We start from the raw sequence: 13520 nt of genomic DNA, 5'->3' as shown, positions 1-13520 counted from the left end.
CCTCTCTTTCTACACGCCTCCGAATCTGCGCCCTCTATGCTGAAAGTCTGTAATCGCATTTAGCAAATGTTCTTCAGTAAAGTCTGGCCAATACACATCTGTAAACCAAAATTCCGAATATGCAATTTGCCATAACATGAAATTACTAATACGTAGCTCTCCGCTTGTACGGATTAACAACTCTGGATCAGGTAAAGAACTCGTCATTAAATATGAAGAAAGCATTTCTTCACTTACATCTTCAACACGAATTTTTCTTTCCTCACTATCTTTCATCATATGTTGCACAGCAGAAACGATTTCATCTCGACTTCCATAGTTTAACGCGAAGTTCAAAATTAATCCCGTATTCTCTTTCGTATCTTCCATGGCTTTTTCCATCGCTCTGCGTGTGTGCGTAGGAAGACGATCTTTTTGTCCTATTACTCGGACTTGTACGTTCTCTTCAATCAATTCCGGTAAAAATGTACCTAGAAATTCTTCTGGAAGCTTCATTAAATAATCAACTTCTTTTTTCGGTCTTTTCCAGTTCTCAGTTGAAAAAGCATAGAGAGTTAATACTTTTACATTAAGTTTACTTGCAAATTTTGTAATTTTCTTTACAACTTGCATGCCTTCATGATGTCCCGCAATACGAGGCATTGCTCTCCTCTTTGCCCATCTTCCATTGCCATCCATAATGATAGCAATATGTTCTGGGATGTATCCTTTTTTCACTTTTTCAACGAGATGATCAAACGATGTGTCCTTTTTACCTTTAAAAAAAGGAAAGTTTTTAAACATCATTCATACCCTCCAGCAAGCAGACGTATGCCTAAAAGTGTAAAAAGACCCCCTTAAGAAGAGGGTCATATTTGCGAAGGTATCGCTATTACACTTCCATGATTTCTTTTTCTTTGTTTTTTGCGATTTCGTCAACTTTTGCAATATATTTATCTGTTTCTTTTTGGATATCTTCAGTATATCCTCTTAAATCATCTTCTGTAATCTCGCCAGCTTTTTCAAGCTTCTTAAGATCATCGTTACCGTCACGACGTACGTTACGAACAGCAACTTTTGCTTCTTCAGCATATTTTTTCACAACTTTAACAAGATCACGGCGACGCTCTTCTGTTAATGCAGGGAATGCAATACGAATTACAGTTCCATCATTAGAAGGGTTTAAGCCTAAATCTGCTTTTAAAATTGCTTTTTCGATATCACCAATAGAAGTTTTATCATAAGGCTGAATTACAAGTAAACGTGCTTCTGGAACTGTGATGTTCGCTAATTGCACAACTGGTGTTGGTGCACCGTAGTAATCAACTTGTACCTTATCTAATACAGATGAGCTTGCACGACCAGCGCGAACTGTTGCTAATTCACGAGAATAAGCTGCAACTGCTTTTTCCATTTTTTCATTTGAAGACTTCAATACTTGTTGTCCCATATTTATTTCCCCCTTACAACTGTTCCAATATTTTCGCCTAAAACGGCACGTTTAATGTTACCTTTTTCCATAACCGAGAATACAATTAATGGAATATCGTTATCCATACATAAAGAAGAAGCTGTAGAATCCATTACACCTAAACCTTCTTTTAATACGTCTAAGTAAGTAAGTGTTTCGTATTTTGTAGCTGTTGGGTCAATAGATGGATCCGCACTATATACGCCATCCACATTATTTTTCGCCATTAAAATAACGTCCGCTTCGATTTCCGCTGCACGTAATGCTGCCGTTGTGTCTGTAGAGAAGTACGGGTTACCTGTACCTGCTGCAAAGATCACAACACGTTTTTTCTCTAGGTGACGAACTGCTTTACGACGAATGTACGGCTCTGCAACCTGACGCATTTCGATTGAAGTTTGGACACGAGTTTGAATGCCAATGTTCTCTAGGCTATCTTGAAGAGCTAATGAGTTCATAACTGTTGCTAACATACCCATGTAATCTGCTCCAGCACGATCCATTCCCATTTCACTTCCGATTTTTCCACGCCAAATGTTTCCGCCACCAACAACAACAGCAACTTCTACATCAAGTTCTGCAATTTCCTTCACTTGTTCCGCAACTGATTTAATAACAGCTGGGTTAATTCCAAATCCTTGTTCGCCAGCTAACGCTTCTCCGCTTAGCTTTAATACGACACGATTATATTTCGGTTTACTCATAATGAACCTCCAATTGCTTACATCTTTATTTTAAAAAAGGGAACACAAAGTGTTCCCTAATCTGTATTAGTTGCTACCTTTTACTTGGTTCATTACTTCTTCAGCAAAGTTGTCTTCGCGTTTTTCGATACCTTCACCAACAGCGTAGCGAACGAATCCTTTTAATGTTCCGCCTTTAGACTCAACGAACTGGCGAACTTTCATATCAGGGTTTTTAACGAATGCTTGGTCAAGTAAGCAAATTTCTTCGAAGAATTTGCCAAGACGGCCTTCAACCATTTTTGCAACGATTTTTTCAGGCTTGCCTTCGTTTAAAGCTTGTTGTGTTAATACTTGACGCTCATGCTCAACTTCTTCAGCTGTTACAGCATCGCGGTCGATGTATTTAGGGTTAACTGCTGCGATGTGCATTGCAACATCTTTAGCAGCTGCTTCGTCAGTAGAACCTTCAAGAACTGTTAATACACCAATACGTCCACCCATGTGTAGGTAAGCGCCAAATGCATCAGCATCAGTTTTTGATACGATTTCGAAACGACGAAGTGTAAGTTTTTCACCAATTTTAGCGATTGCTTCGTTGATGTGCTCTTCTACTGTTTTGCCGCCTTCGATTGTTTGAGCCATAGCTTCTTCAATGTTAGCTGGTTTGTTAGCTAATAAATGAGCAGCTAATTCTTTAATTAATGCTTGGAAACCTTCGTTTTTCGCAACGAAATCAGTTTCAGAGTTTAATTCTAAGATTAAACCTTCGTTACCGTTTGTTTCGATGAAAGTTAAACCTTCAGCAGCGATACGGTCTGCTTTTTTAGCAGCTTTCGCAATACCTTTTTCACGTAAGAAATCAATTGCTTTCTCCATGTCACCGTTTGTTTCAGTTAAAGCTTTTTTGCAGTCCATCATACCTGCGCCTGTTTTTTCACGAAGTTCTTTTACCATTTGTGCAGTGATTGCCATATTTTTCATCCTCCTAAAATATGTATTTATACCTTTTGAAAAGGTGTTTATACCTTAAAAAAGGTGATAAAAGGCCGAACCCCTTATCACCTTTCCAAATTTGTTACGCAGTAACAGTTTCTTCACCTTGTTTTGCTTCAAGGATCGCGTCTGCCATTTTAGATGTAAGAAGTTTTACAGCACGAATTGCATCATCGTTTGCTGGGATAACGTGATCGATTTCGTCTGGATCACAGTTTGTATCAACGATACCGATGATTGGAATGTGTAATTTGCGTGCTTCAGCAACTGCAATACGCTCTTTACGAGGGTCTACTACGAATAATGCACTTGGAAGACCTTTCATATCTTTAATACCGCCTAAGAATTTCTCAAGACGCTCTAACTCTTTTTTAAGTTGAACAACTTCTTTCTTAGGAAGTACTTCGAAAGTACCATCTTCTTGCATTCTTTCGATGTCTTTAAGACGCTTGATACGCTTTTGGATTGTTTGGAAGTTTGTTAAAGTTCCACCTAACCAACGTTGGTTAACGAAGTACATACCAGCACGAGTTGCTTCTTCTTTAATAGCTTCTTGTGCTTGTTTTTTAGTACCTACGAATAAAATGTCTCCGCCTTCAGCAGCGATGTCACGCATCGTTCTGTAAGCTTCCTCAACTTTTTTCACAGTTTTTTGTAAGTCGATGATGTAGATACCGTTACGCTCTGTGAAAATGTAACGCTTCATTTTTGGGTTCCAACGACGAGTTTGATGTCCGAAATGAACACCAGCTTCAAGCAATTGCTTCATAGAAATTACTGACATAATATAGTTCCTCCTAAATGGTTTTTGATATCCTCCGTTTACTTCAACTCTAAGCGAAACTACAAACGTAGCACCAACACTTAAATCAGTAAACGTGTGTACTTTGTACTGACACCACTGCTTACTATATCATACTGAAATATTACAATCAAGTCGAAAATGCGAACAATGTAAAACTTTCTTTTTTCCATGCTCGAATTCTAGTATTCCCAATCTTCATTTTCTTTAAGCAAGGGAGTGACATTCATTTAATAGTTTCTAAAGAACATTGCCATGACGCTTCACATAAGCAACATCAACCTCTTACAAAGCAAAAAACTCTCCTCAACCGAGGAGAGTTTTTTATCAATTAGTTTGTTTTTAATTTAGCAAGTTCTTGTAGAAACTTGTCGTTTAGCACTTTAATGTATGTTCCTTTCATACCTAAAGAGCGAGACTCAATAACACCAGCACTTTCTAATTTACGTAGTGCATTTACGATTACAGAACGAGTAATCCCTACACGATCAGCAATTTTACTTGCAACAAGTAAACCTTCTGTTCCATTTAATTCTTCGAAGATGTGCTCAATTGCTTCTAACTCACTGTAAGATAATGAGCTGATTGCCATTTGAACAACAGCTTTACTACGTGCTTCCTCTTCGATTTCTTCTGCTTTTTCACGTAAGATTTCCATACCTACAACAGTTGAGCTGTATTCAGCAAGGATTAAATCATCATCTAAGAACTCTTGACCAAGACGAGCTAATACTAATGTACCTAGACGCTCACCGCCACCAACGATCGGTACGATTGTAGTTAAACCTTGACCGAATAATTCACTGTTTTCTACTGGGAATGCTGTGTAAGCACTATCCACACCTAAATTTGAAGATGTTTCTGTAACATTGAATAAACTTTGCGTATACTCCTCTGGGAATTGACGCTCCGCTAGCATTTGCTTCATACGTTCGTTCTCGATTTGTTGGTGAATAGCATATCCTAGTAATTTACCGCGACGACTAACAACGAATACGTTCGCTTCGATTACTTCACACATTGTGTCAGACATTTCTCTAAAGTTTACAGGTTTTCCTGCTGCGCTTTGTAATAACGCATTTAATTTTCTCGTTTTTGCTAATAATTCCATTTCAAAAGTTCCTCCTACATGTTACTTACATATTTTTTCATCACTTGGAAACTAGGGCGAGTCACCTGATGACACTATTACAAAATAAACTGGCTCACATCTTTATTTTTAGCGATTGTCACTAATTTCTCCTCAACATATTGAGGTGTTATCGTTATTTTCTCTAACGTAATTTCAGATGCTTCAAATGATAAATCTTCAAGGAGCTTCTCCATAATCGTATGAAGTCTTCTCGCTCCAATATTATCTGTATCCTGATTAACTTGATAAGCAATCTCAGCAATCTTACGAATAGCTTCGTCTGAAAATTCAATTTCTATACCTTCAGTCGCTAATAATGCCATATATTGTTTGATTAGCGCATTGTCAGGCTCGATTAATATTTTAACAAAATCATCTGTCGATAATTTTGTTAATTCTACTCGAATCGGAAATCTCCCTTGCAATTCCGGAATCAAATCCGACGGTTTAGACATATGAAACGCTCCAGCTGCAACGAATAAAATATAATCCGTTTTTACTGATCCGTATTTTGTCGCAACATTCGATCCTTCTACAATCGGCAGAATGTCACGTTGCACACCTTCACGTGATACATCTACGCTATTCGACTGCTTACCAGCAATTTTGTCAATTTCATCGATAAAAATAATCCCGAGCTGTTCAGCACGATAAACAGCCTCTTGTGTAACTTCATCCATATCAATTAAGCGCTGTGCCTCTTCATTTGTCAAGAGTTTTCTCGCTTCTTTTACAGAAAGTTTACGTTTTTTCGTTTTTTTCGGCATAAAACTTCCTAATGCATCTTGGAAATTCATCCCCATTTGTTCCATACCAGTTCCTTGTAACATATCAAACATCGAAGACTGCTGCTCAGTCACTTCAATCGATACAATTTCTTCTTCAAGAAGTCCTGCAGCAAGCTTTTTTTCTACGTCTAGACGTTTCTTTTCGATTTCAGCATCTTCCTGTGCATCAGATGTTTGATTCGAATTTTGAGCGCCGCCAAAAAGCATTTCTAACGGGTTTTTAAATCCAGATTGCTTCTCCGGACTCGGCACTAAAATTTCAACAAGACGTTGATTCGCTTGCTCTTCTGCTTTATCTTGAACTTTCACTACCATTTCTTCTTTCACGATACGAACTGACGTTTCCACAAGGTCACGTACCATCGACTCTACATCTCTACCTACATATCCAACTTCTGTGAATTTCGTAGCTTCAACCTTAATAAAAGGTGCTCCAACGAGTTTCGCCATTCGTCGTGCTACCTCTGTTTTCCCAACACCTGTCGGTCCAATCATCAAAATATTTTTAGGTGCTATTTCATCACGTAAATTCTCAGCTAATTTACTACGACGGTATCGATTTCTCAACGCTACAGCAACCGCTTTCTTTGCATCTTTTTGACCGATGATGTACTGATCTAATTTTTCCACAATTTGGCGCGGAGTAAAATGTAAATGCATATAAAATGCCTCCCTTACGATTCTACAATTCTTCAACAATTATATTGTGATTCGTATAAACACAAATATCGCCAGCAATCTCTAAACTCGCTTTCGCAATTTGTTTCGCTGTTAAGTGTTCACTTGCATATTGCTTTAAAGCACGACCTGCAGAAAGTGCATAATTCCCACCAGATCCAATTGCTAAAATACCATCATCCGGTTCAATCACTTCTCCTGTACCTGAAACAAGGAGCATAGTCGTTTTATCCATGACAATGAGCATCGCTTCTAGCTGACGTAACATTTTATCGCCACGCCATTGTTTTGCCATTTCAACAGCAGCACGTTGCAAGTTGCCATTATACTCTTCTAATTTCCCTTCAAACATTTCAAAAAGAGTAAATGCGTCAGCAACTGAACCTGCAAAACCAGCTAAAACTTTACCTTGGAAAAGCCTACGAACTTTACGAGCTGTATGTTTCATTACAACAGCATTTCCCATCGTCACCTGCCCATCTCCAGCCATTGCACATTCTCCATTATGTTGAACTGCAAATATCGTTGTAGCGTGGAAATTTCCCATAGAAAAAACTCCTTTATATGTTTTTATAGCTTTAAAAGCAATTTATGCTCGCGGGTGATGCTTCATGTAAACAGAACGCAATCTTTCTTTAGAGACATGCGTATAAATTTGTGTCGTCGACAAATTTTCATGACCTAATAGCTCTTGTACAGTACGTAGATCCGCTCCTTCATCTAACATGTGTGTAGCAAATGTATGCCTTAACATATGAGGACTTATCCGCATTGTCAGTGAAGCCTTCTTAATGAGTTCGTTTAATACATAACGCACACCTCGATTTGTTAGCGGCGTACCTTTCGCATTTAAAAATACCATATGAGAGTGTTCTTCAGTCTTGTTAGCTAACTGTTTTCTCCCGTTCTCTATATAAGTAATTAAAGCATCTTGTGCGTAGCTTCCGAACGGAATGTACCTTTGTTTTTTCCCTTTTCCCATCACTAAAATTGTTCCCACTGCAAAGTCAATATCTGTAAGCTGCAAATTAACGCATTCACTTACACGAATCCCAGTCGCATACATCAACTCCAATAAAGCTTGATTTCTTTGACCTAGTGGCGTGTTCGTATCAGAAACTTCAAATAATTCCTCTAACTCTTCAGCATATAAAAACTTTGGGATCGACAATTCTTTCTTGGGGAGTGAAGCAAGTGCAAACGGGTTATCTTTCCGATAACCTTCACGCATCAAAAAACGATATAAACTTCGTAAGCTTGATACTTTTCTTGCGACAGATTTACGGGCTAACTTTTCATCGTGTAACGTCGTCAAGTATAAACGAACATCCGCGTATGTAACATCTAAAAAAGAGGATATACCTTCTCGCTCCATAAATTGCACAAAATGTTCTAAATCATTTTGATAACTTGCAATTGTATATTTTGAATAATTTCTTTCAATTTGTAAATATCCAACGAATAATTGTAACAATTTCTTCACATTCACATAACTCACCTCAATAAAGGCTACTAAATCGTATCACAACTTAGTAGCCTTTGCAAGAAATTTAACTAAATATTTACAAAATTTTGAATTGTTTCTAAAGCGCGTGTAGCATACGCTTCATTTCGTTCTGCTTTCCTTTTAATCTTCTTCTCTAACGGTGCGAATAGACCGAAGTTTGCATTCATTGGTTGGAAGTTTTTCGCATTTGTCGCTGTAATGTAATTCGCCATACTTCCCATTGCAGTTACAGGTGGTAATACAACTGGCTCTTCACCTTTCACAAGTCGAGCGGCGTTAATACCCGCTAATAATCCTGATGCCGCCGATTCAACATATCCCTCTACTCCAGTCATTTGACCAGCGAAGAATAAATCATCACGTTGTTTATATTGATATGTTGGACGAAGCAAATTAGGTGAATTAATAAACGTATTACGATGCATTACACCGTAGCGTACAATTTCTGCGTTTTCCAGTCCCGGAATTAACTGTAACACTTCTTTTTGTGGTCCCCACTTTAAATGCGTTTGGAAGCCTACGATATTGTATAACGTTCCCGCTGCATCATCTTGACGTAACTGAACAACCGCAAATGGCGTTTCCCCTGTTTTCGGATCTTCTAATCCAACAGGCTTCATTGGTCCAAATACTAACGTCTGTCTTCCTCTGCTTGCCATAACTTCCACTGGCATACAACCTTCAAAGAAAATTTCTTTTTCGAATTCTTTTAAAGGTACTGTTTCAGCAGCAATTAAAGCCTCATAAAAACGGTCAAATTCTTCTTCTGTCATTGGACAGTTTAAATATGCCGCTTCCCCTTTATCATAACGAGATTTTAAATATACTTTGTTCATATCAATGCTGTCTTTTTCTACGATTGGTGCTGCTGCATCGTAGAAATAGAAATAATCTTCACCTGTTAATTCTTTCAATTTAGCAGAAAGATCCGGAGATGTAAGTGGACCTGTTGCAATAATTGTTGGTCCTTCTGGAATTTCAGTAAGCTCTTCATTCACTACAGTTACATTCGGATGATTCTTCACGTATTCAGTTACTTTAGCTGCAAACTCATGACGATCAACCGCTAAAGCGCCTCCAGCTGGTACAGAGCACTCATCAGCTGCGCGAATAATTACTGAATCCATTAAACGCATTTCTTCTTTAATAACACCAACAGCATTTGTTAATGTGTTTGCACGAAGCGAGTTACTGCATACTAATTCAGCAAATTTATCAGTGTGATGAGCTGGTGTTTGCCTTACTGGTCTCATTTCATATAATCTTACTTGGACACCACGTTTTGCAATTTGGTAAGCTGCTTCACTTCCTGCAAGACCTGCGCCAATGACGTTTACTACTTGTGTTGTCATATATATCACCTTTCCTTTTCTTCCCGAAAAAAATGTGAGCAGTTACGCTCACATTTGTTGTTCTTCTTCATAATCACACGAAATACATTGTACTTGCACGCCTTTTTTCAACTTCTTATCTACGAGCATACCTTCACACTTCGGACATTTACGGCCAATTGGCTTATCCCAAGATACAAAGTCGCATTCTGGATACGTACCGCATCCATAGAAAAGACGTTTCTTTTTGTTACTACGACGTTCAATAATTTGCCCTTTATCACACTTTGGACAAGTAACACCGATTTCTTTTACAATCGGTTTTGTATTACGACAATCTGGGAAATTCGAACAAGCCATAAACTTCCCATATTTACCCATTTTAAAGACCATTGGATGATTACATAATTCACAGTCTTCACCAGCTGGTTCATCTTTAATTTCCACTTCACGCATTTCTTTTTCCGCTTTTTCTAAACGCGGTTCAAATCCTACGTAGAAATCATCAACAATTTTCACCCAATTCGCATTTCCTTCTTCAACTTCATCAAGGCCTCGCTCCATATTGGCAGTGAATTCGATGTTAATAATTTCTGGGAAAAACTCTAAAATAAGTTCGATTACTATTTCACCCAGTTCAGTCGGGACAAAGCGCTTATTATCCAAACCTACGTAACCACGCTTTTGAATTGTTTCAAGTGTCGGTACGTAAGTAGATGGTCGCCCTATTCCAAGTTCTTCAAGTGTTCTTACTAGTCGAGCCTCTGTATAACGCGGCGGTGGTTGTGTGAAGTGTTGCTTCGGTTCTAAATCCTTTGAAAATACAGTTTCCCCTACTTCTAAAGGTGGCAACATCTTATCCTTTTCTTCCGCACCATCATCTTTTGACTCTACATACACTTTCATAAATCCTGGGAATTTCACTACTGATCCACTTGCACGGAACTGAACATTGTTATTAATGAGTTTTGCTGTAACAGTATCCATTATAGCAGACGCCATTTGACTTGCAACAAATCGCTCCCAAATCAATTTATACAATCGAAGTTGGTCACGACTTAAGAAACTTTTCAGTTCCTCTGGCTTTCTCATTACTGAAGTAGGACGAACCGCCTCATGCGCATCTTGTGCATTTGATTTTTTCGTTTCTTTCTTCTTTTCTGTTCCTATGTATTCCGCACCAAACGCCTCAGTAATGTAAGTACGAGCCTCTGTTTGAGCTGTTTCTGAGATACGTGTTGAGTCAGTTCTCATATACGTAATAAGACCCACAGTCCCTTGTTTTCCAAGATCTATCCCTTCATACAATTGCTGCGCAAGCATCATTGTCTTCTTTGCTCGCATATTTAACTTACGTGCTGCTTCTTGTTGCAAGGAAGATGTTGTAAACGGTAATGCAGGATTACGTTTTCGCTCTTTTCTCGTTACATTTTCAACTGAAAACGCATTATCTTTCATCTGTTCAATTATTTCATTTACTTGCGTTTCATTCGTTAATTGAACTTTCTCACCATCTACACCGTAAAAACTTGCTTCAAATGTGTCTTTCCCTTTCACAAATTCTGTCTTGATTGTCCAGAATTCTTCAGGCTCAAAGTTTTCAATTTCTCTTTCACGTTCGATGATTAGACGAACTGCTACAGATTGTACGCGTCCTGCACTTAATCCTTTTTTTACTTTCTTCCATAATAAAGGACTAATATTGTAACCAACAAGACGATCAAGTATACGTCTTGCTTGTTGTGCATCTACTAAATCCATATTAATCGCACGAGGATGTTTAAATGATTCTTTTATTGCATCTTTTGTAATCTCATTAAACACAACTCGGCAATCCGATTCAACGTCCACATTTAGCGTATTTGCTAAATGCCAAGCAATTGCTTCCCCTTCGCGGTCTGGATCGGCCGCGAGATAGACTTTCTTTGCTTTTTTTGCCGCTGATTTTAAATCTTTTAAGACGGGACCTTTACCACGAATGGTAATATACTTCGGGGTGAAGTTATTCTTTACTTCTATCCCCATTTGACTTTTTGGCAAATCGCGAACGTGTCCCATAGACGCGACAACTTTGTATTTTTTCCCTAAATATTTCTCAATGGTCTTCGCCTTAGAAGGCGACTCCACGATTACGAGGTAATCTGACATGCTAGTGCCTCCTTAAGAGGTGGATTCAAGTCTTCATTAATCTTATTGATTTCTCTTGTTTTTGTCAATCAAGAATGAATATACCATACAGTGCGAATCTACCATTTGTCAATAATTGTTTAATAAAAACATAAAAATATAAGATTAATTTAAAATCTCTTCTAAGATATCTTCTGCATTTCTTACTAGTTTTGCACCTTGCTGAATAAGATGATTTGTTCCCGATGCACCCTCTATAAATATAGGTCCAGGAAGCGCAAATACCTCTCTATTTTGCTCTAACGCAAGGTCCGCAGTAATAAGTGTTCCACTTCTCGATTTCGCTTCTACAACTAAAACCCCTTTACTTATACCACTAATAATCCGGTTTCTTTTTGGAAAATACCATTTTTTCGGTGCATAGTGCGGCGGGTACTCTGTTAATAACAATATATATTCCTTCCAGGCTTCATATAAATGTCTATTTTCTTTTGGATACATATAAGATAATCCGTGTCCCAATACCGCAATAGTCGGACAATTCTTTCTTACTGTAATTTCATGAGAAATTGTATCTATTCCTTTTGCAAAGCCACTCACAATAAGCCATTCCTTTTCTAATAAAGGATGTAAAATAAATTTCATACTCTCATGCCCATATAAAGTTGGTTCTCTCGTTCCAACAACCGCTAGTTTATTTGCTTTATTAAGAAAATCCCTCTCTCCTTTTCCATATAAAACAAAAGGAGGATCTTGTATTTCACGTAATAATTGTGGATAATCTTCATCCCATATAGTTATATAAAAGATTCGATTTTCCTCTAAATAAGATATATATTGCAGGAGATTTGAACTTTGAAGAAAATTTACTAATTCAGAAGATTTTTTTGAGGATATTCCAGTGTAGTATTCAATTTGTTTTGAGCTAAAAGCATATATTCCCTTCAATTCCGGATCAACATATAGTAGCCTCTCTATCGCCTTCCAATGATCCGCTAGCATGTAATGAAGATGTAATAATCGTTCTCTTTTCATCCCTTTTCTCCTTACCCATAATTTTTATTATGTAAACAATAAAAATTGTAAAAAGACACCCTCAAGCAAGAAGGTGTCTTTCAACAGATTAGTAGTTTTTACAAGTCTCAAATAAGCCTTTTTCTTTTAAGACAGAGATTAGCGTTTCTCCCATAACTGCTGGAGTTTCAGCTACTTTAATACCGCAAGCTTCCATTGTTTTAATCTTTTCCGCAGCAGTTCCTTTACCACCAGAAATGATTGCCCCAGCATGACCCATACGTTTGCCTTCAGGTGCTGTTTGGCCACCAATGAAGCCTACAACCGGTTTTGTCATATTAGCTTTTACCCATTCCGCTGCCTCTTCTTCTGCTGTACCGCCGATTTCACCAATCATAATTACAGCATGTGTTTCTTCATCTTCATTAAATGCTTTTAACGCATCAATAAAGTCAGTACCGTTAACAGGGTCACCACCGATACCTACAGCAGTAGACTGGCCAATACCTTCCTGTGTTAACTGATGTACAGCTTCATACGTTAATGTACCAGAGCGAGATACGATACCAACGTGACCTTTTTTATGAATGTATCCTGGCATGATACCAATTTTACATTCATCAGGCGTAATAACACCTGGGCAGTTCGGTCCAAGTAAACGTGTATGTTTACCCGCCATATATCTCTTTACGTTTACCATATCTAATACAGGAATTCCTTCAGTAATACATACTACTAAATCAATTTCTGCATCAACTGCTTCCATAATTGCATCAGCCGCAAAAGCGGGTGGAACGTATACAACTGAAGCGTTTGCGCCTGTTGCTTTCACAGCATCTTCTACTGTATCAAATACTGGTACACCTTCAATATCAGTGCCACCTTTACCTGGTGTTACACCACCGACAATTTTCGTACCGTATTCAATCATTTGCTTTGTGTGGAATAACCCTTGAGAACCTGTAATACCTTGAACAATAACTTTTGTATCTTTATTAACTAATACGCTCAT

At 38.0% G+C, this 13520-nt stretch carries 13 protein-coding genes; all 13 read right to left on the bottom strand.

The features are described from left to right. Positions 1-9: 9 nt before the first annotated feature. On the bottom strand, positions 10-786 hold the full coding sequence (gene uppS / locus COI75_RS13395) for an isoprenyl transferase (protein ID WP_000971304.1): 777 nt from the start codon (positions 784-786) through the stop codon (positions 10-12). Positions 787-871: 85 nt separating this feature from the next. After that, entirely contained in the window at positions 872-1429 is a 558-nt protein-coding gene (frr, locus tag COI75_RS13390) for a ribosome recycling factor (RefSeq protein WP_000531505.1), read from the bottom strand. A gap of 2 nt (positions 1430-1431) precedes the next feature. Next, entirely contained in the window at positions 1432-2154 is a 723-nt protein-coding gene (gene pyrH, locus COI75_RS13385) for a UMP kinase (RefSeq protein WP_000042664.1), read from the bottom strand. Between the two features lie 66 nt (positions 2155-2220). Beyond that, a complete protein-coding gene (tsf, locus tag COI75_RS13380) occupies positions 2221-3108 on the bottom strand; it encodes a translation elongation factor Ts (protein WP_001018584.1) in 888 nt (295 codons plus the stop codon). 103 nt (positions 3109-3211) lie between these two features. After that, positions 3212-3913 (bottom strand): 30S ribosomal protein S2, encoded by a 702-nt coding sequence (gene rpsB, locus COI75_RS13375; protein WP_000111485.1) that lies wholly within the window; start codon positions 3911-3913, stop codon positions 3212-3214. A gap of 349 nt (positions 3914-4262) precedes the next feature. Next, complete coding sequence (codY, locus tag COI75_RS13370; protein WP_000421293.1) at positions 4263-5042, bottom strand: GTP-sensing pleiotropic transcriptional regulator CodY; 780 nt, start codon at positions 5040-5042, stop codon at positions 4263-4265. Positions 5043-5119: 77 nt separating this feature from the next. Further along, positions 5120-6511 (bottom strand): ATP-dependent protease ATPase subunit HslU, encoded by a 1392-nt coding sequence (gene hslU / locus COI75_RS13365; RefSeq protein WP_000550075.1) that lies wholly within the window; start codon positions 6509-6511, stop codon positions 5120-5122. Positions 6512-6533: 22 nt separating this feature from the next. Further along, positions 6534-7076 carry an ATP-dependent protease proteolytic subunit HslV gene (gene hslV / locus COI75_RS13360; protein WP_000526275.1) on the bottom strand — a complete coding sequence of 181 codons (543 nt, stop codon included), beginning with the start codon at positions 7074-7076 and terminating at the stop codon, positions 6534-6536. A 42-nt stretch (positions 7077-7118) separates the two neighbouring features. After that, positions 7119-8018 (bottom strand): tyrosine recombinase XerC, encoded by a 900-nt coding sequence (gene xerC / locus COI75_RS13355; protein WP_001101246.1) that lies wholly within the window; start codon positions 8016-8018, stop codon positions 7119-7121. Positions 8019-8083: 65 nt separating this feature from the next. Further along, entirely contained in the window at positions 8084-9388 is a 1305-nt protein-coding gene (gene trmFO / locus COI75_RS13350) for an FADH(2)-oxidizing methylenetetrahydrofolate--tRNA-(uracil(54)-C(5))-methyltransferase TrmFO (protein ID WP_000213008.1), read from the bottom strand. A gap of 48 nt (positions 9389-9436) precedes the next feature. After that, positions 9437-11515 (bottom strand): type I DNA topoisomerase, encoded by a 2079-nt coding sequence (gene topA, locus COI75_RS13345; protein ID WP_001286958.1) that lies wholly within the window; start codon positions 11513-11515, stop codon positions 9437-9439. A 144-nt stretch (positions 11516-11659) separates the two neighbouring features. Further along, positions 11660-12529, bottom strand: a complete 870-nt coding sequence (gene dprA, locus COI75_RS13340) for a DNA-processing protein DprA (RefSeq protein ID WP_000818048.1) — start codon at positions 12527-12529, stop codon at positions 11660-11662. Positions 12530-12617: 88 nt separating this feature from the next. After that, positions 12618-13520, bottom strand: coding sequence for a succinate--CoA ligase subunit alpha (sucD, locus tag COI75_RS13335; protein ID WP_000115179.1), 903 nt, complete (start codon positions 13518-13520; stop codon positions 12618-12620).

Source organism: Bacillus cereus, assembly GCF_002564555.1.
In the GTDB taxonomy this organism is placed as follows: Bacteria; Bacillota; Bacilli; order Bacillales; family Bacillaceae_G; genus Bacillus_A; species Bacillus_A cereus_K.
This window is presented reverse-complemented; position numbering and strand designations above follow the sequence as displayed.